The organism is Staphylococcus sp. FW104-15G4D (genome assembly GCF_058790135.1).
Map to the genome: position 1 here is coordinate 38,401 of NZ_JBYTCH010000002.1, position 16,541 is coordinate 54,941.

A 16,541-nucleotide genomic window follows, 5' to 3' on the forward strand; every position below is an offset into this window, starting at 1 on the left:
CTACACTCCTGAGAATTTAATAATAAATAGGATAATTGCAATTGGTATTAATGTTAATAAAGCAAATGTATCTCTTAGACGCCAATGTAATAACCTATAACTCGTACGTTTAACATTCATATCATATCCTCTAACTTCCATCGCTATTGCTAATTCTTCGGCTCTTTGGAAAGCAGAAATAAATAATGGAATCATTAAAGGGATGAATGCTTTTATTCTAGTTACTATGCTACCTGAACTTATTTCGGAACCTCTTGATTTCTGAGCTAAGATAATTTTTTCTAATTCATCCATTAACGTAGGAATAAATCTTAATGCAATGGACATCATCATGCTTAATTGATGCACTGGCACCTTAACTAGCTTTAGAGGTGATAATAATCTTTCAAATGCATCAGTCAAATCTATAGGGCTAGTAGATAATGTCATTATTGTCGCAATCATAACAATAAATATAAGTCTTAGAGAGATATAGATACCTTCAAGAACACCATCGGACTCTATTGTAAGGATTCCCCAATGAAAAAGTATCTTACCCCCATTGGTAAAGAAAATATGCATTAAAAAAGTAAATATTAAAAAGAAAAATATAGGCGTGAGACCTTTCATTAAAAATCCGAATGGTATTTTAGCCAATTTCATAAAAACAATTATCAGTAAAAATATCCATGCGTAAGTTCCAAACGAATGGCAAAAGAAAATATAGACTATAAACACAAAAACAAAGATAAGTTTTGCTCTAGGATCGAGATGATGTACAGTCGAATGATTTGGGAGATAACGTCCAATGATTAATTTATTTTTCATTCTGCCACTCCCTATATAAACTCGCAAATTCTTCTTCGTTTAACGCTAATTTAGGTAAAGTAGTATTATACTTATATTCAAAGTCTTTTTGTAATTTTACTATGTTGGGCAAAGTAATATGCCAATCTTCTATTTGGCTTGTAGACCTAAATAACGCTCTCGGCTCTTTAGTTTCTACCACTCGCCCTTTATTTAGGACTATGACCTCGTCAGCATAACGTGCGACATCATTCATGTCATGTGAAACAAGAATGATTGTCTTGTTTTCTTCTATTTGTATGCGTTTAATTAAAGACATGATTTGTTTTTTACTTTGTGGATCTAAACCTGCTGTCGGCTCATCTAAAATAATAACTTCAGGATTCATAGATAATATAGATACGATTGCTATTTTTCTCATTTGCCCGCCAGACATTTGAAAAGGAGAAAGAGACATAATATCTCTAGAAAAACCTAAATCTAATAATAATTGATAAGACTTTTCCTTTACCTTTTCTAAGTCCAATTTAAAATTTTTAGGGCCAAACTCTATTTCTTTTTCTACACTATCTTCAAATAATTGAGATTCAGGAAATTGGAAGACCATTCCTACCTTTTTACGAATAGGTCTTAAGTATTTATCTTTAGTTTTATGAGATATTTCTATTTCATCAAATGTAATAGACCCTTTTGTTGGTTTTAAAAGTGCATTAATATGCTGAATTAAAGTAGATTTGCCACTACCTGTTTGACCGACTATAGCGTAATAATTACCTTGTTCAAATGTTAAATTGACATCTTCTATTGCATTATACTCATATGGCGTTCCTTTTTGATAAGTGTAGCTGACATTATTCATCTGTATAGTCATAACTTTTTGACCAACCCTTCGTAAGTAACAAATGACGAATCGAAACCTAATCGTTGATTTATTTTCATAGAGAAAGGTAAATCCAAACCTATAGCAGTAAGTTCATCTGTATATTTAAATATTTCTTGAGGGGACCCCTGTTTGAATACCGTTCCATTATTCATCACGATAACATTATCTGCTTCAATAACTTCATCTAAATCATGCGTGATTGAAATTATCGTAACGTCATTATCCTCTTTAACTTCATGAACGAGTTTTAAAAGTGATGCCTTTGCATTAGGATCAAGCATTGTCGTCGCCTCATCTAAAATTATAACAGACGGGTTTAGTGCTAGAACTCCAGCTATAGCAACGCGTTGCTTCTGCCCTCCTGAGAGCGAATGTGGTTCATAATCAGCTTTATCTAACATATCTACTTCCGATAAGGAACGATCGACAATCTTTTGCATCTCATCATGAGGTACGGCATGATTTTCAAGGCCAAATGCCACATCAAACTTTACTGTAGAACCAACAAATTGATTATCAGGATTTTGAAATACAATACCTATGTGATTTCTAACTTCTTGAATACTATTAATATCAATTTTTTTATTTTTAAATAGTATATGTCCTTCATTAGCTTTCTCAATTCCGACTATTAATTTAGCAATAGTTGATTTACCTGACCCATTGTGTCCAACAATTGAAGTCCATTTTCCAGAAGGAATTGTAAAACTAACGTTATTTAATGTAAAAGCCGCATCACTTTGATACTGAAATGATACATTATTAAATTCAATGATATTATCAAGACTTTTCACATTAAACAACTCCTTAAACTCGAATATTGAATATTACTTTAAATATTTTACAATAATTCAATTTATCTGTATATCACATATGAGTTATTTACATCGAACTAAATAGGTATTAGATAAAAATAAAAAGCTGGGACATATAGCATTAAAAATGTCTCAGCTTAAATAAAAAAATAAGTGACTGATATTAAGTCCGAATGACTATAACCTCTATATAATATCAGTCTTATTTACTAAAATTGGACAACGAAATAGAGGTTAAAACTGAATTTTAGTCCAATTCAAATAAAAAAGCGCGCACCCCATCAAATTGTTGAGTTCACGCTTATAGAAAATATTTAGTTAGATGGGGTACTCTGAGCTAGACAATATTTGTATGTGGCAAACATTATCGTTGCACTCATTTGCTTTATATATAAGTAGTAAGTGTATTTATTAAGGTAAGGGTAAGGATAATGAAATCTAATTGTAAATTATCCTACCCTATTTAAATTATACTAATTCGATAATTACTGATTCAGCACCGTCACCGCGACGTGGGCCTACTTTAAGGATACGAGTGTAACCACCTTGACGTTCATTATAACGTTCAGCGATTTCACCGAATAATTTTTGAAGAGCAGTTTGTGTTGATTCATCTTCATTTAAGATTTCAACATTACGTAAAGTTTTAGCTGCATTACGACGAGAAGCTAAATCTCCTTTTTTACCTAAAGTGATTAATTTCTCTACAACACTGCGAACTTCTTTAGCACGAGCTTCTGTAGTTTCGATACGTTCACTTACGATAAGAGATGTCGCTAAGTCACGTAACATTGCTTTACGTTGATCAGAAGTACGACCTAATTTTCTGTAACCCATGAGTTAACCTCCTTTATCAATCTTCTTTTCTTAATCCTAATCCTAAATCTTCTAATTTATATTTAACTTCTTCTAGAGATTTACGACCTAAATTACGCACTTTCATCATGTCAGCTTCAGATTTATCAGCTAACTCTTGTACAGAATTGATTCCTGCGCGTTTTAAGCAGTTATATGAACGTACTGATAAGTCTAATTCTTCGATAGACATTTCAAGTACTTTTTCTTTTTGATCTTCTTCTTTTTCAATCATGATTTCAGCATTTTGAGCTTCATCAGTTAGACCTACAAAGATATTCAAGTGTTCAGTCATTATTTTAGCTGCTAATGATACTGACTCTTGTGGAGTGATTGAACCGTTAGTCCAAACATCTAAAGTTAATTTATCAAAATCACTACTTTGACCTACGCGTGTATTTTCTACAGTGTAGTTAACACGTTCTACAGGTGAATATAGTGAATCAACAGGAATTACACCAATTGGTAAATCACTAGTATTATTCTGTTCAGCTAATGCGTAACCTCTACCCTTATTAGCAACAAGACGCACTTTAAGATGTCCACCTTTAGACACTGTTGCGATTTTAAGTTCTGGATTTAAAATCTCAACATCGCTGTCGTGAGTAATGTCACTTGCAGTTACTTCGCCTTCATCTTTAACATCAATTTCAAGAGTTTTGTCTTCTTCAGAGTAAATTTTTAATGTTAATTTTTTAATGTTCATAATAATTGTTGAAACATCTTCTACAACATTGTCTACTGCTGAAAATTCGTGTAAAACTCCTTCAATTTCGATGTACTTAACGGCTGCACCTGGTAATGAAGATAGTAGGATACGACGTAAGGAGTTTCCTAGTGTAGTACCGTAGCCACGCTCAAGTGGTTCAACAACGAACTTACCGAATTTAGCATCTTCACTAATTTCAATTGTCTCAATTCTAGGTTTTTCAATTTCTATCATTTACAAATATCCTCCTTAAATACGTCGACTAGATTTAAACTGTTTGCTCAGTGACCTGTAACAATACAATCATAAATTAGACGCGACGACGTTTTGGTGGACGACAACCGTTGTGAGGTACTGGAGTAACGTCTCTAATTGCAGTTACTTCTAATCCTGCAGATTGTAATGCACGGATAGCTGATTCACGGCCAGGGCCAGGTCCTTTAACTGTTACTTCAACAGTTTTTAAACCATGCTCCATAGCTGATTTAGAAGCTGTTTCTGAAGCCATTTGTGCTGCGAATGGTGTTGATTTTTTTGATCCTTTGAATCCTAATGCACCAGCTGATGACCAAGATAATGCATTACCGAATTCATCAGTGATAGTTACGATAGTATTATTGAATGTTGAACGGATATGAGCTACACCGTTTTCAATATTCTTTTTCACTCTACGTTTACGAGATACTTGTTTACGTGCCATTATTTTTTGCCTCCTTTACCTATTATTTTTTCTTATTAGCTACTGTTTTAACTGGGCCTTTACGAGTACGTGCGTTGTTTTTAGTTTTTTGACCACGAACTGGTAAGCCACGACGGTGACGAATTCCACGGTATGATGAAATTTCCATTAAACGTTTGATGTTTAAGTTTTGTTCACGACGTAAGTCACCTTCTACTTTGTAGCTATCTACAACTTCACGGATACGACCTAATTCGTCATCAGTTAAATCTTTAACGCGAGTATCTGCTGATACGTTAGCTTCTTCAACAATTTTGTTAGCAGTTGAAGTGCCGATACCATAAACGTATGTTAATGAGATAACAATGCGTTTTTCACGTGGGATATCCACTCCTGCAATACGTGCCATATTAATTTACACCTCTCTTTTATTAACCTTGTCTTTGTTTGTGCTTAGGATTATCACAAATTACCATTACTTTACCTTTACGTTTAATGACTTTGCATTTTTCGCAAATTGGTTTTACTGATGGTCTTACTTTCATTTTTATACCTCCCTATATTATGGAGTGACGATTATTTATAACGATAAGTAATTCTACCGCGTGATAAATCATACGGAGACATCTCAACAGTTACTTTGTCGCCAGGTAGAATACGAATGTAATTCATTCTGATTTTACCACTTACGTGCGCTAAAATCTCATGACCATTTTCTAATTCTACTTTAAACATTGCATTTGGTAAAGTATCTAATACAGTACCTTCTAATTCAATTACATCTTGTTTAGCCATTGATTAACTTCCCCCTTTTTGCAATAGTAAGGTAATCGTCAATAGACAACTTAACGATACGAATCTATTCGTGACTAATTAATATAAGTTTAACAAAAATACGGGAATTAAAAATCGTTATTTGTCACTCATTCTATTAAATTTTACTCAAATATTCACTAAGCAATAGACCGTATAGTGTTGATCTATTATAAATGATCTAAGATATCAATGACATCGTTGGTTACTTCTTCAATATCTTTTGAACCATCAATGTTTTTCAAGACACCTTTTTCATTGTAATACTCTAAAATAGGTTTAGATTGTTTTACATTAACGCTCAAACGATTTGATACTGTTTCTGGATTGTCATCTTCTCGTTGATATAACTTTCCACCATCGATATCGCAAATACCGTCAACTTTTGGAGGATTAAATACAAGATGATAAGTTGTACCACATTTCTCACAAATACGACGACCTGTAAGACGATTCATAAGTTCTTCCTCAGGAACTTCGATATTGATAACTGCATCAATTTCTCTATCAAGCTCAGACATAATACTATTTAATGCCTCAGCTTGTTCGATAGTTCGAGGGAATCCATCTAGTAAGAATCCTTTTTTTGCATCGTCTTCAGAAATTCTTTCTTTAACGATACCTACAGTAACTTCATCAGGAACTAATTCTCCACGATCCATATATGATTTAGCTTCTTTACCTAAATCAGTTTCATCTTTAATCGCTTTTCTGAACATGTCACCAGTAGAAATATGTGGTATTGGGAATTTCTTAACAATTTCACTCGCTTGAGTTCCTTTACCTGCGCCAGGTAAACCCATTAAAATGATATTCATAAGTGCCCTCCTACAAATTATCTACCACCAAAGCCTTTATACTCTTTTTGAGTCACTTGAGCTTCTAATGTCTTCATAGTTTCAATAGCTACCCCGATAACAATTAATAAGCTCGTACCACCAATTTGAATTGATTGTGGTAAGCCCATAAATTTAGTTGCTACTATAGGTAAAATAGCTATAACTGCTAGGAATATAGAACCTACAAATGTCAGTCTGTAAAGAACTTTAGTAATATATTTTTTGGTTTGTTCACCAGGTCTTATACCTGGGACATAACTACCTTGCTTTTTAAGGTTATCAGCCATCTTTTCAGGATTAACTTGAACAAATGCATAAAAATATGCAAAAGCAATAATTAATACAATATAAACGATCATTCCAATATTACTTGATGGATTAGCAGTGTCCGCAATATTCTGTGCCCATTCAGCTTTAGGGAAGAATAAAGTCAACGTTCTTGGTAATAAGAAAAAAGCCATCGCAAAGATTACTGGAATAACCCCGGCTGAGTTAACTTTTAAAGGTAGATAAGTTGCTTGTGTACCTAATCGTTGAGTAGATTGTTTCTTTGCATATTGAATTGGAATTTTACGCTTAGCTTCAAGTACGAATATAGCACCAACCGTTAGTAAGATTAATGCTACGATTAAGCCAGCAATTTTTAACCATGCTAGTGAAGTATCATCTTGACCAACAAATAAAGATTGGCCAAATTGTTCTATACTAGATGGCAATGTAGATAAAATCCCAGCAAAGATGATAAGAGAAATACCATTACCAACACCAAACTGAGTGATTTGGTCACCAAGCCAAATTAAGAAAGCTGTTCCTGCTGTTAACACAACTGCAATCAATAAATAACTCATAATTGATTTATCCATAATCAATTTGCCACCAAGATAATTGTTAAATTGGAAAGCCATGCCTATTGATTGGATAAAAGCTAGAATAATAGCGAAATAACGTGTTACATTATTAATTTTTCTTCGACCCATTTCACCTTGCTTAGCCCATTCAGAGAACTTAGGCACAATATCCATTTGCAATAATTGCATTACAATGGATGCGGTGATATAGGGCATAATACCCATCGCAAAGATAGAGAAACGTTTCAAGGCACCGCCACCAAAAGTATTTAATAACTCAGTGGCACCTTGAGAACCCTGTGGATGGTTAAATGCTTCAGGATTTACACCTGGAGCAGGAATATACGTTCCTATTTTAAAAATTACTAACATTGCTAGAGTGAAGAAAATCTTGTTACGCACTTCTTTAGTTGTAAAGAAACGCACAAGCGTTTGAAACATTAGATCACCTCGTGTGCTCCACCTTTAGCATCAATAGCTTCTGCTGCTGAAGCTGAGAATTTATGAGCTTTCACTGTTAATTTCTTATCAAGTGAACCATTACCTAGTACTTTAATACCAGATTTTTCATTCTTAACTACACCAGATTCTACCAATAAAGCTGGAGTTACTTCAGTACCATCTTCAAATTTATTAAGTTGGTCTAAGTTAACAATAGCATATTCTTTACGGTTAATGTTAGTGAAACCACGTTTAGGTAAACGACGGAATAGAGGTAATTGTCCACCTTCAAATCCTGGTCTTACTTTACCACCTGAACGTGCTTTTTGACCTTTTTGACCACGGCCACTAGTTTTACCGTTACCAGTTGCAGCACCACGACCTACACGGTTACGTACACGACGTGATCCTTCAGCTGCTTTTAACTCATGTAATTTCATTTCGGCACCTCCTTAATTATTTTTCTTCAATTGTTAATAAATGTTTAACTTTGTTGATTTGCCCACGGATAGCAGGGTTATCTTCAACAACTACTGAACTATTAGTTTTTTTAAGACCTAATGCTTCAACAGTTTTACGTTGTGTTTCAGGACGACCAATAACACTACGAGTGAGGGTAATTTGTAATTTAGCCATAACTTATTTTCCCTCCTTAATTGTATAATTCTTCTACAGATTTGCCACGTAATTTAGCAACATCTTCTGCATTTTTTAAGTTTTGTAAACCATTGATTGTCGCACGAACCATGTTAATTGGAGTATTTGATCCTAATGATTTACTTAAGATATCAGTGATTCCAGCTAACTCTAATACCGCACGAACAGGTCCACCAGCGATTACCCCAGTACCAGGTGCAGCTGGTTTCATTAATACGCTACCTGAACCATAGCGACCAGTAATAGTGTGAGGAGTTGTACCTTCAACACGTGGAACAACTACTAAATCTTTTTTAGCTGATTCTACAGCTTTTTTGATAGCTTCAGGTACCTCTTGAGCTTTACCAGTACCGAAACCTACACGACCATTTTTATCACCTACAACTACTAATGCAGTGAAACGGAAACGACGACCACCTTTTACTACTTTAGCAACACGGTTTATCGTAACAACGCGTTCTTCAAATTCTTTAGTTTCTTCTTCTCTACGAGCCATGAATGTGTCCCTCCTTTAAATTAAAATTCTAATCCGCTTTCTCTAGCAGCATCTGCTAATGCTTTAACACGTCCGTGGTATAAATAACCTCCACGGTCGAATACGATTTCTTTAATACCTTTATCGTTTGCTTTTTTAGCAATTGTTTGACCTACTTTAGTTGATAAATCAACTTTAGACGCAGATTCGTTTGCAATGTCTTTATCTTGTGATGAAGCTTGAGCTAAAGTTTCGCCTTTAACATCATCAATAATTTGAGCGTAGATGTGTTTGTTTGAACGATACACATTTAAACGTGGCTTTTCAGCTGTACCTGATAATTTAGTACGAACACGAGCATGTCTTTTCAAACGTACTTTATTTTTATCAATTTTACTGATCATTTCAATACTCCTTTCTTTAGAGTGTTATCTATTATTTACCAGTTTTACCTTCTTTACGGCGAACATATTCACCTTGGTAACGAATACCTTTACCTTTATAAGGTTCTGGAGGTCTTACTGAACGGATGTTAGATGCAATCGCACCAACTTGTTCTTTAGAAACACCAGATACTTTAACAGTTGTGTTTTTCTCAACAGCAAAAGTAATACCGTCTTCAGCTTTAATTTCAACTGGGTGAGAATAACCAACATTTAGTACTAAGTCATTACCTTGCATTTGCGCACGGTAACCGACACCAACAAGTTCAAGTGATTTTTCGAAACCTTGAGAAACACCTAGTACCATATTACTTAATAAAGCACGAGTTGTACCATGGTCTGTTCTATCTTCTTTAGAATCAGAAGGTCTTACAACTTCGATTGTGTTTTCTTCTTGTTTGAATGTCATTCTTTCATTTAAAGTTCTTTCTAATTCACCTTTTGGACCTTTAACAGTTACATGATTATTATCAAAAGTTACTGTTACGTCACTAGGAATGTTAATAATTTTCTTACCAACACGACTCATGTTATGGCACCTCCTTATTAATTAATTACCAAACGTACGCGATAATTTCTCCACCTACGTTACGTTTTCTAGCTTCTTTATCAGTGATAACACCTTCAGAAGTTGAGACTAATGTAATACCTAAACCGTTTAATACTTTAGGTACTTCGTTAGCTTTAGCATATACACGTAAACCAGGTTTAGAGATACGTTTTAATCCTGTGATAACACGTTCATTGTTTTGACCATATTTTAAGAATAAACGAATAACACCTTGTTTATCGTCTTCTACGTATTCAACGTTTTTAATGAAACCTTCATTTTTTAAGATTTCAGCGATTTCTTTTTTAATATTAGATGCAGGTAATTCTAACTTCTCGTGACGAACCATGTTTGCATTTCTAACACGAGTAAGCATATCTGCGATTGGATCTGTCATTGTCATTGATTGTTGCCTCCTTTCAGACTCTTAATTATTACCAGCTAGCTTTACGTACGCCAGGAATTTGGCCTTTGTAAGCTAATTCACGGAAACAAATACGGCATAATTTAAATTTACGATATACAGAATGTGGACGACCACAGCGTTCACAACGAGTATATTCACGTACAGCGAATTTTTGTTTTTTTTGTTGCTTAGCAACCATTGAAGTTTTAGCCACTTAATTAGCCTCCTTTTTAGAGATTATTTACGAAATGGCATACCGAAGTTTGATAATAACTCACGAGCTTCCTCGTCAGTATTAGCAGTTGTTACGATAACAATATCCATTCCTCTAACTTTACTTACTTTATCATAATCAATTTCAGGGAAAATTAATTGTTCTTTAACACCTAAAGTGTAGTTACCGCGTCCATCAAAAGCTGTTTTAGAAACGCCTTGGAAGTCACGTACACGAGGTAATGATACTGCAATAAGTTTATCTAAGAATTCATACATTCTTTCACCGCGAAGTGTTACTTTAGCACCGATTGGCATACCTTCACGTAAACGGAATGTTGCAACTGATTTTTTTGCTTTAGTTACTAATGGTTTTTGACCAGTAATTAATTCTAACTCTTCTACAGCATTATCTAATACTTTAGAGTTTTGAACTGCGTCACCTACACCCATGTTCACTACGATTTTTTCGATTTTAGGTACTTCCATTACTGAACTATAGTTGAATTTTTTTACTAAGTTCTCAGTAACTTCAGAGTTATACTTTTCTTTTAAACGGTTCAAAGTGGATCCTCCTTTCAACTAGTTATTAATTATTAGATTTGATTTCTTCGCCTGATTTTTTAGCGACGCGAACTTTTTTACCATCAACAATTTTGTATCCTACTCTTGTAGGTTCGTTTGTTTTAGGGTCTAATAATTGTACGTTAGAAACATGGATTGCTGCCTCTGTTTCTAAGATTCCACCTTCAGGATTTAATTGAGTTGGTTTTTGGTGTTTTTTAATTACGTTAACACCTTCCACAACGACACGGTCTTTTTTAGGTTCAGTCGCTACAACTTTACCTTCTTTACCTTTGTCTTTACCTGCGATAACTTTTACGTTGTCACCTTTTTTGATATGCATGTGGGCACCTCCTTAAATAGTATGATTGGTATTTTTGTATTATAGTACTTCTGGTGCTAATGATACGATTTTCATGAAGTTACCTTCACGTAGTTCACGAGCAACAGGACCAAAGATACGAGTACCACGTGGGCCTTTGTCATCACGGATGATAACACATGCATTTTCATCAAATTTGATATATGAACCGTCGTTACGGCGAACACCTGATTTAGTACGAACTACAACAGCTTTTACAACGTCGCCTTTTTTAACAACGCCACCTGGTGTTGCATTTTTAACAGTACATACGATGATATCACCGATATTCGCTGTTTTGCGACCAGATCCACCTAATACTTTAATTGTAAGAACTTCACGAGCACCAGAGTTGTCTGCTACTTTTAAACGTGTTTCTTGTTGGATCATTCGTTAAACCTCCCTTATCTCTAATCTTGATTAAATAATTACTGACTCTTCAACAATTTCTACTAAACGAAAACGTTTTGTTGCTGATAAAGGACGAGTTTCTTGAATTTTAACAATGTCTCCTAATTTAGCTGAATTGTTTTCATCATGAGTTTTGTATTTTTTAGAGTATTTTACTCGTTTACCGTATAATTTGTGAGTTTTGTAAGTTTCTACAAGAACTGTAATAGTTTTGTCCATTTTGTCTGAAACAACTCTACCTACATAAACTTTACGATCGTTTCTTTCGCTCACTTTCGTAACCTCCTCTTTCAATTATTATTGATTAGCCTTACTTTGTTCAATTTCTCTTTCACGAGCAACAGTTTTTAGACGTGCAATCGTTTTTCTTACTGTGCGAATACGTGCAGTTTCTTCTAATTGACCTGTAGCTAACTGAAAGCGTAGGTTAAAAAGCTCTTCTTTTGAAGATTTGATTTGTTCTTCGATTTCTGAAGTGGTTAAGTCTCTAATTTCCTTAGCTTTCATTTGTTTCACCACCCAATTCTTCACGTTTTACAAACTTAGTTTTTACTGGAAGTTTGTGACTTGCTAAACGTAATGCTTCACGTGCAACTTCTTCAGATACACCAGCTACTTCGAATAAGATTCTACCAGGTTTAACGACTGCAATCCAGCCTTCAACCGCACCTTTACCGGCACCCATACGTACTTCTAAAGGTTTTTTAGTATACGGTGTATGAGGGAAGATTTTAATCCAAACTTTCCCGCCACGTTTCATGTAACGTGTCATTGCAATACGAGCAGATTCGATTTGACGAGATGTGATCCAAGACGTTGTAGTTGCTTGTAAACCATACTCACCAAATGTTACGTAGTTACCGCCTTTAGAACGACCAGTTGTTTTTGGACGATGTTGACGACGATATTTTACACGTTTTGGTAGTAACATTATTATTTTCCTCCTTCACTAGTGTTCTTAGTAGGAAGAACTTCTCCACGATAAATCCATACTTTAACGCCTAATTTACCATAAGTAGTGTCGGCTTCAGCGTGTGCGTAATCGATGTCAGCACGTAAAGTATGAAGTGGAACAGTTCCTTCTGAATATTGTTCAGCACGAGCGATGTCAGCTCCGCCTAAACGACCTGATACTTGAGTTTTGATACCTTTAGCACCAAGTTTCATAGCTCTTGTTATAGCTTGTTTTTGTACACGACGGAATGAAGCACGATTTTCTAATTGACGTGCGATATTTTCAGCTACTAAACGAGCATCAATATCAACTTTTTTGATTTCAATTACGTTAATGTGTACTTTTTTATCTGTTAAAGCGTTTAATTTATTACGAAGTTTTTCAATTTCTGAACCGCCTTTACCAATTACCATACCTGGTTTACCAGTGTGAATAGCAATGTTGATACGGTTAGCAGCACGTTCAATGTCTACATGAGAAACTGATGCTTCTTTAAGTTCTTTATCAATAAATTTACGGATTTTTAAATCTTCGTGTAATAATGAAGCGAAGTCTTTTTCAGCATACCATTTCGCTTCCCAGTCACGGATAACTCCGACACGAAGTCCGATTGGATTAATTTTTTGACCCACAGTATTCCCTCCTTAGAAAGTTATTAAGCTTCTTTAGCTTCTTCTTTACCGTCACTTACGACGATTGTAATGTGGCTTGTACGTTTATTAATTGCACTTGCACGACCTTGTGCACGTGGGCGGAAACGTTTTAAAGTTGGTCCTTCATTTGCATATGCCTCTTTGATAACTAATTCATCAGTGTTCATGTCATAGTTATGCTCTGCATTTGCTAAAGCGGACATTAATACTTTTTCGATTACTGGTGATGAAGCTTTGTTAGTTAATTTTAAAATAGCAATAGCTTCAGCAGCATTTTTACCTCTGATTAAGTCAAGAACTAATCTTACTTTACGAGGTGCGATTCTTATTGTTCTAGCAACCGCTTTTGCTTCCATTAGGATTTCCTCCTCTACTTATTAAAATTATCTTCTAGTTTTCTTGTCGTCTGCAGCATGTCCTTTAAATGTACGAGTAGGAGCAAATTCACCTAATTTGTGACCTACCATATCTTCTGTTACATATACAGGTACATGTTTACGTCCATCGTATACTGCAAAAGTATGACCGATGAAGTTAGGGAAAATTGTAGAACGACGAGACCATGTTTTAATTACTTGTTTCTTTTCACTTCCGTCTTGTGCTTCTACTTTTTTCATTAAGTGATCATCGACGAAAGGTCCTTTTTTAATACTACGAGCCATTTGGGCGCCTCCCTTCTTATTGTGTGCGTGCAGCTTTTAAGCCGCACACCCAAATAAGTTGTTATTATTATTTTCTCTTACGTCCACGAACGATAAGTTTGTCTGATGATTTTTTACCACGACGTGTTTTCTTACCAAGAGTTGGTTTACCCCATGGTGACATTGGAGATGGTCTACCGATTGGTGCACGACCTTCACCACCACCGTGTGGGTGATCGTTAGGGTTCATAACAGAACCACGAACTGTTGGGCGAACGCCTTTCCATCTAGAACGTCCAGCTTTACCAACGTTAACAAGTTCATGTTGTAAGTTACCAACTTGACCGATAGTAGCACGGCAAGTAGATAAGATCATACGTACTTCACCAGATCTTAATCTGATTAATACATATTTACCTTCTTTACCTAATACTTGTGAGCTAGCACCAGCTGAACGAGCAAGTTGTCCACCTTTTCCTGGTTTTAACTCAATGTTATGAATTACAGTACCAACTGGAATGTCTTGTAGTGGTAAAGCATTACCTACTTTAATATCAGCTTCTGAACCACTTTCAACAGTTTGACCTACTTGTAATCCTTTAGGTGCGATGATATAGCGTTTTTCACCATCAGCATATACTAATAAAGCAATGTTTGCTGAACGGTTTGGATCATATTGAATTGAATCTACTTTAGCAGTGATTCCATCTTTATTACGTTTGAAATCGATAACACGGTATTGACGTTTATGTCCTCCACCATGATGGCGAACAGTCAATTTACCTTGGTTGTTACGTCCCGCTCTTTTCGGTAGCGGCTGTAATAATGACTTTTCAGGTGTTGTCTTTGTGATTTCTGCGAAATCCAAAGTAGTCATATTACGACGACCATTTGTTATTGGCTTATATTTTTTAAGAGCCATTGTCGCTTACCTCCTTATTGGTAATTTATTTTTAGTTAAATAAGTCGATTGAACCTTCTTTTAATTTAACAATCGCTTTTCTTCTTTTATTTGTATAGCCTTGATAACGGCCCATACGTTTTTTCTTAGGTTTATAGTTCATGATATTAACACTTTCAACTTTTACATCGAAGATTTCTTCTACAGCAATTTTGACTTGTGTTTTATTAACACGAGTATCAACGTCGAAAGTATATTTATCTTCTGCCATAGCTTCTGAAGATTTCTCAGTGATTACGGGGCGCTTAAGAATATCTCTTGCTTCCATTATCCGAGCACCTCCTCAACTTTTTTAGCAGCAGCTTCAGTGATTACTACACTGTCAGCGCTTGTAATATCTAAAACGTTTAATCCTTGTGCAGTTGAAACTTGTACTCCAGGGATGTTGCGTGCTGATAATTCAACATTTACATCTTCGTCTTCAGTAACAACTAAAACTTTTTTTGGTTGTTCAAGAGTAGATAAAACATTTTTGAATTCTTTTGTTTTTGGAGCGTCAAAACCGAAAGAATCAACAACTGTAAATCCATTTTCTTGAACTTTGAAAGATAATGCAGAACGTAAAGCTAAACGACGCATTTTCTTAGGCATTTTGTATGAATAACTTCTTGGAGTTGGTCCGAATACGATACCACCACCGCGCCATTGTGGAGCACGGATTGTACCTTGACGTGCACGACCTGTTCCTTTTTGTCTCCATGGTTTACGTCCGCCACCACGTACAGCTGAACGATTTTTAACAGCGTGTGTACCTTGGCGTAATGACGCACGTTGTAAGTTAATAGCTTCGAAAAGAACGCTATTATTAGGTTCAATAGCGAATACTGAATCGCTTAATTCAACTGAACCAGATTTAGATCCGTCTACTTTTAAAACATCATAATTAGCCATTATGCAATTTCCTCCTTTCGCTTCTTGAATTATTTATTACCTTTTTTAATTGAAGTTGTGATTTCTACTAAGCCTTTTTTAGGTCCAGGTACGTTACCTTTAACTAAAATTACGCTATTGTCAGTGTCTACTTGAACGACTTCTAAGTTTTGAACAGTTACAGTGTTTCCACCCATGCGACCTGGCATTTTTTGTCCTTTAAATACTTTTGAAGCGTCTGAAGCCATACCTACAGAACCTGGCGCTCTGTGGAAATGAGAACCGTGACCCATTGGTCCACGTGCTTGACCATGACGTTTGATAGCACCTTGGAAACCTTTACCTTTTGAAACACCTGTAACATCAATGATGTCACCAGTTTCAAATGTATCAACTGAGACTTCTTGACCTACTTCGTATTCGTCAACGTTAACGTTGCGGAATTCACGAATGAAGCGCTTAGGTGCTGTGTCAGCTTTTTTAGCGTGACCTTCAGCTGGCTTATTTGCATATTTATTAGATTTAGAACCTTTTTTATATGCTTGTTTGTCTTCAAATCCAACTTGGATTGCGTTGTAACCGTCAACTTCTTCAGTTTTCTTTTGTAATACAACGTTTTGGCTTGCTTCTACTACTGTTACTGGGATTAATTCACCGTTTTCACCGAAAACTTGTGTCATCCCGATTTTTCTTCCTAAGATTCCTTTGGTCAT

31 protein-coding genes are annotated in these 16,541 nt (G+C 35.3%); all 31 read right to left on the bottom strand.

Annotation, left to right across the window (positions count from 1 at the left end; genetic code table 11):
• The 31 genes from AC3WQX_RS06520 to rplC all read right to left on the bottom strand — a co-directional run bounded on the left by AC3WQX_RS06520 (position 1) and on the right by rplC (position 16,541).
• Positions 1-807, bottom strand: coding sequence for an energy-coupling factor transporter transmembrane component T family protein (locus tag AC3WQX_RS06520; RefSeq protein WP_049428239.1), 807 nt, complete (start codon positions 805-807; stop codon positions 1-3).
• Entirely contained in the window at positions 797-1,657 is an 861-nt protein-coding gene (locus AC3WQX_RS06525) for an energy-coupling factor transporter ATPase (protein WP_049428244.1), read from the bottom strand. The genes AC3WQX_RS06520 and AC3WQX_RS06525 overlap by 11 nt, the downstream gene beginning before the upstream one ends.
• Entirely contained in the window at positions 1,654-2,463 is an 810-nt protein-coding gene (locus AC3WQX_RS06530) for an energy-coupling factor transporter ATPase (RefSeq protein WP_023351309.1), read from the bottom strand. Before AC3WQX_RS06530 ends, AC3WQX_RS06525 begins: the two co-directional genes overlap by 4 nt.
• Positions 2,464-2,952: 489 nt before the next feature.
• Positions 2,953-3,321: a 50S ribosomal protein L17 gene (gene rplQ, locus AC3WQX_RS06535; protein WP_002432926.1), complete on the bottom strand. Its 369-nt coding sequence runs from the start codon at positions 3,319-3,321 to the stop codon at positions 2,953-2,955.
• A 16-nt stretch (positions 3,322-3,337) separates the two neighbouring features.
• Positions 3,338-4,282, bottom strand: coding sequence for a DNA-directed RNA polymerase subunit alpha (locus AC3WQX_RS06540; RefSeq protein WP_194251416.1), 945 nt, complete (start codon positions 4,280-4,282; stop codon positions 3,338-3,340).
• 76 nt (positions 4,283-4,358) lie between these two features.
• Positions 4,359-4,748 (bottom strand): 30S ribosomal protein S11, encoded by a 390-nt coding sequence (gene rpsK, locus AC3WQX_RS06545; RefSeq protein WP_000101625.1) that lies wholly within the window; start codon positions 4,746-4,748, stop codon positions 4,359-4,361.
• 22 nt (positions 4,749-4,770) lie between these two features.
• Positions 4,771-5,136: a 30S ribosomal protein S13 gene (rpsM, locus tag AC3WQX_RS06550; protein WP_002432712.1), complete on the bottom strand. Its 366-nt coding sequence runs from the start codon at positions 5,134-5,136 to the stop codon at positions 4,771-4,773.
• A 22-nt stretch (positions 5,137-5,158) separates the two neighbouring features.
• On the bottom strand, positions 5,159-5,272 hold the full coding sequence (gene rpmJ, locus AC3WQX_RS06555) for a 50S ribosomal protein L36 (RefSeq protein WP_001829709.1): 114 nt from the start codon (positions 5,270-5,272) through the stop codon (positions 5,159-5,161).
• Positions 5,273-5,303: 31 nt separating this feature from the next.
• Complete coding sequence (gene infA, locus AC3WQX_RS06560) at positions 5,304-5,522, bottom strand: translation initiation factor IF-1 (RefSeq protein WP_001829792.1); 219 nt, start codon at positions 5,520-5,522, stop codon at positions 5,304-5,306.
• 188 nt (positions 5,523-5,710) lie between these two features.
• Positions 5,711-6,358 (bottom strand): adenylate kinase, encoded by a 648-nt coding sequence (locus AC3WQX_RS06565; RefSeq protein WP_002432905.1) that lies wholly within the window; start codon positions 6,356-6,358, stop codon positions 5,711-5,713.
• 17 nt (positions 6,359-6,375) lie between these two features.
• Entirely contained in the window at positions 6,376-7,668 is a 1,293-nt protein-coding gene (secY, locus tag AC3WQX_RS06570; RefSeq protein ID WP_002432720.1) for a preprotein translocase subunit SecY, read from the bottom strand.
• Complete coding sequence (rplO, locus tag AC3WQX_RS06575) at positions 7,668-8,108, bottom strand: 50S ribosomal protein L15 (protein WP_001829796.1); 441 nt, start codon at positions 8,106-8,108, stop codon at positions 7,668-7,670. The genes secY and rplO overlap by 1 nt, the downstream gene beginning before the upstream one ends.
• Before the next feature lie 16 nt (positions 8,109-8,124).
• Positions 8,125-8,304 carry a 50S ribosomal protein L30 gene (gene rpmD, locus AC3WQX_RS06580; protein ID WP_002432330.1) on the bottom strand — a complete coding sequence of 60 codons (180 nt, stop codon included), beginning with the start codon at positions 8,302-8,304 and terminating at the stop codon, positions 8,125-8,127.
• A gap of 16 nt (positions 8,305-8,320) precedes the next feature.
• Positions 8,321-8,821, bottom strand: a complete 501-nt coding sequence (rpsE, locus tag AC3WQX_RS06585; RefSeq protein ID WP_002432477.1) for a 30S ribosomal protein S5 — start codon at positions 8,819-8,821, stop codon at positions 8,321-8,323.
• Between the two features lie 20 nt (positions 8,822-8,841).
• Complete coding sequence (rplR, locus tag AC3WQX_RS06590; protein ID WP_002432656.1) at positions 8,842-9,204, bottom strand: 50S ribosomal protein L18; 363 nt, start codon at positions 9,202-9,204, stop codon at positions 8,842-8,844.
• A 31-nt stretch (positions 9,205-9,235) separates the two neighbouring features.
• A complete protein-coding gene (rplF, locus tag AC3WQX_RS06595; RefSeq protein ID WP_194251415.1) occupies positions 9,236-9,772 on the bottom strand; it encodes a 50S ribosomal protein L6 in 537 nt (178 codons plus the stop codon).
• Between the two features lie 25 nt (positions 9,773-9,797).
• Positions 9,798-10,196, bottom strand: coding sequence for a 30S ribosomal protein S8 (rpsH, locus tag AC3WQX_RS06600; RefSeq protein ID WP_492739962.1), 399 nt, complete (start codon positions 10,194-10,196; stop codon positions 9,798-9,800).
• 31 nt (positions 10,197-10,227) lie between these two features.
• Positions 10,228-10,413, bottom strand: a complete 186-nt coding sequence (locus AC3WQX_RS06605; protein ID WP_001829713.1) for a type Z 30S ribosomal protein S14 — start codon at positions 10,411-10,413, stop codon at positions 10,228-10,230.
• Positions 10,414-10,436: 23 nt separating this feature from the next.
• On the bottom strand, positions 10,437-10,976 hold the full coding sequence (rplE, locus tag AC3WQX_RS06610; protein WP_002432757.1) for a 50S ribosomal protein L5: 540 nt from the start codon (positions 10,974-10,976) through the stop codon (positions 10,437-10,439).
• Positions 10,977-11,001: 25 nt separating this feature from the next.
• A complete protein-coding gene (rplX, locus tag AC3WQX_RS06615) occupies positions 11,002-11,319 on the bottom strand; it encodes a 50S ribosomal protein L24 (protein ID WP_002432326.1) in 318 nt (105 codons plus the stop codon).
• A gap of 39 nt (positions 11,320-11,358) precedes the next feature.
• Positions 11,359-11,727, bottom strand: coding sequence for a 50S ribosomal protein L14 (gene rplN / locus AC3WQX_RS06620; protein ID WP_002432661.1), 369 nt, complete (start codon positions 11,725-11,727; stop codon positions 11,359-11,361).
• 30 nt (positions 11,728-11,757) lie between these two features.
• The gene (gene rpsQ / locus AC3WQX_RS06625; RefSeq protein WP_002432741.1) at positions 11,758-12,021 is read right to left on the bottom strand and encodes a 30S ribosomal protein S17; all 264 of its coding nucleotides are present in this window, start codon (positions 12,019-12,021) and stop codon (positions 11,758-11,760) included.
• A gap of 24 nt (positions 12,022-12,045) precedes the next feature.
• Positions 12,046-12,255, bottom strand: coding sequence for a 50S ribosomal protein L29 (rpmC, locus tag AC3WQX_RS06630; protein WP_000644737.1), 210 nt, complete (start codon positions 12,253-12,255; stop codon positions 12,046-12,048).
• Entirely contained in the window at positions 12,245-12,679 is a 435-nt protein-coding gene (gene rplP / locus AC3WQX_RS06635) for a 50S ribosomal protein L16 (protein ID WP_002432945.1), read from the bottom strand. Before rplP ends, rpmC begins: the two co-directional genes overlap by 11 nt.
• Before the next feature lie 2 nt (positions 12,680-12,681).
• Positions 12,682-13,335 (bottom strand): 30S ribosomal protein S3, encoded by a 654-nt coding sequence (gene rpsC / locus AC3WQX_RS06640; RefSeq protein WP_002432339.1) that lies wholly within the window; start codon positions 13,333-13,335, stop codon positions 12,682-12,684.
• Between the two features lie 23 nt (positions 13,336-13,358).
• A complete protein-coding gene (rplV, locus tag AC3WQX_RS06645) occupies positions 13,359-13,712 on the bottom strand; it encodes a 50S ribosomal protein L22 (protein ID WP_002432623.1) in 354 nt (117 codons plus the stop codon).
• Positions 13,713-13,739: 27 nt separating this feature from the next.
• Complete coding sequence (gene rpsS, locus AC3WQX_RS06650; protein WP_001829710.1) at positions 13,740-14,018, bottom strand: 30S ribosomal protein S19; 279 nt, start codon at positions 14,016-14,018, stop codon at positions 13,740-13,742.
• A 67-nt stretch (positions 14,019-14,085) separates the two neighbouring features.
• Complete coding sequence (gene rplB / locus AC3WQX_RS06655) at positions 14,086-14,919, bottom strand: 50S ribosomal protein L2 (RefSeq protein ID WP_002432890.1); 834 nt, start codon at positions 14,917-14,919, stop codon at positions 14,086-14,088.
• Between the two features lie 31 nt (positions 14,920-14,950).
• Positions 14,951-15,226: a 50S ribosomal protein L23 gene (gene rplW / locus AC3WQX_RS06660; RefSeq protein WP_002432715.1), complete on the bottom strand. Its 276-nt coding sequence runs from the start codon at positions 15,224-15,226 to the stop codon at positions 14,951-14,953.
• Positions 15,226-15,849 (bottom strand): 50S ribosomal protein L4, encoded by a 624-nt coding sequence (gene rplD / locus AC3WQX_RS06665; RefSeq protein WP_002432772.1) that lies wholly within the window; start codon positions 15,847-15,849, stop codon positions 15,226-15,228. Before rplD ends, rplW begins: the two co-directional genes overlap by 1 nt.
• Before the next feature lie 29 nt (positions 15,850-15,878).
• Positions 15,879-16,541: a 50S ribosomal protein L3 gene (rplC, locus tag AC3WQX_RS06670; protein WP_492739966.1), complete on the bottom strand. Its 663-nt coding sequence runs from the start codon at positions 16,539-16,541 to the stop codon at positions 15,879-15,881.

Coding starts and splice junctions, on each gene's coding strand:
- AC3WQX_RS06520 (WP_049428239.1), bottom strand. CDS start 807: ATGAAAAATAAATTAATCATTGGACGTTATCTCCCAAATCATTCGACT.
- AC3WQX_RS06525 (WP_049428244.1), bottom strand. CDS start 1,657: ATGACTATACAGATGAATAATGTCAGCTACACTTATCAAAAAGGAACG.
- rplQ (WP_002432926.1), bottom strand. CDS start 3,321: ATGGGTTACAGAAAATTAGGTCGTACTTCTGATCAACGTAAAGCAATG.
- AC3WQX_RS06540 (WP_194251416.1), bottom strand. CDS start 4,282: ATGATAGAAATTGAAAAACCTAGAATTGAGACAATTGAAATTAGTGAA.
- rpsK (WP_000101625.1), bottom strand. CDS start 4,748: ATGGCACGTAAACAAGTATCTCGTAAACGTAGAGTGAAAAAGAATATT.
- rpsM (WP_002432712.1), bottom strand. CDS start 5,136: ATGGCACGTATTGCAGGAGTGGATATCCCACGTGAAAAACGCATTGTT.
- rpmJ (WP_001829709.1), bottom strand. CDS start 5,272: ATGAAAGTAAGACCATCAGTAAAACCAATTTGCGAAAAATGCAAAGTC.
- infA (WP_001829792.1), bottom strand. CDS start 5,522: ATGGCTAAACAAGATGTAATTGAATTAGAAGGTACTGTATTAGATACT.
- AC3WQX_RS06565 (WP_002432905.1), bottom strand. CDS start 6,358: ATGAATATCATTTTAATGGGTTTACCTGGCGCAGGTAAAGGAACTCAA.
- secY (WP_002432720.1), bottom strand. CDS start 7,668: ATGTTTCAAACGCTTGTGCGTTTCTTTACAACTAAAGAAGTGCGTAAC.
- rplO (WP_001829796.1), bottom strand. CDS start 8,108: ATGAAATTACATGAGTTAAAAGCAGCTGAAGGATCACGTCGTGTACGT.
- rpmD (WP_002432330.1), bottom strand. CDS start 8,304: ATGGCTAAATTACAAATTACCCTCACTCGTAGTGTTATTGGTCGTCCT.
- rpsE (WP_002432477.1), bottom strand. CDS start 8,821: ATGGCTCGTAGAGAAGAAGAAACTAAAGAATTTGAAGAACGCGTTGTT.
- rplR (WP_002432656.1), bottom strand. CDS start 9,204: ATGATCAGTAAAATTGATAAAAATAAAGTACGTTTGAAAAGACATGCT.
- rplF (WP_194251415.1), bottom strand. CDS start 9,772: ATGAGTCGTGTTGGTAAGAAAATTATTAACATTCCTAGTGACGTAACA.
- rpsH (WP_492739962.1), bottom strand. CDS start 10,196: ATGACAATGACAGATCCAATCGCAGATATGCTTACTCGTGTTAGAAAT.
- rplX (WP_002432326.1), bottom strand. CDS start 11,319: ATGCATATCAAAAAAGGTGACAACGTAAAAGTTATCGCAGGTAAAGAC.
- rplN (WP_002432661.1), bottom strand. CDS start 11,727: ATGATCCAACAAGAAACACGTTTAAAAGTAGCAGACAACTCTGGTGCT.
- rpmC (WP_000644737.1), bottom strand. CDS start 12,255: ATGAAAGCTAAGGAAATTAGAGACTTAACCACTTCAGAAATCGAAGAA.
- rplP (WP_002432945.1), bottom strand. CDS start 12,679: ATGTTACTACCAAAACGTGTAAAATATCGTCGTCAACATCGTCCAAAA.
- rplV (WP_002432623.1), bottom strand. CDS start 13,712: ATGGAAGCAAAAGCGGTTGCTAGAACAATAAGAATCGCACCTCGTAAA.
- rpsS (WP_001829710.1), bottom strand. CDS start 14,018: ATGGCTCGTAGTATTAAAAAAGGACCTTTCGTCGATGATCACTTAATG.
- rplB (WP_002432890.1), bottom strand. CDS start 14,919: ATGGCTCTTAAAAAATATAAGCCAATAACAAATGGTCGTCGTAATATG.
- rplW (WP_002432715.1), bottom strand. CDS start 15,226: ATGGAAGCAAGAGATATTCTTAAGCGCCCCGTAATCACTGAGAAATCT.
- rplD (WP_002432772.1), bottom strand. CDS start 15,849: ATGGCTAATTATGATGTTTTAAAAGTAGACGGATCTAAATCTGGTTCA.
- rplC (WP_492739966.1), bottom strand. CDS start 16,541: ATGACCAAAGGAATCTTAGGAAGAAAAATCGGGATGACACAAGTTTTC.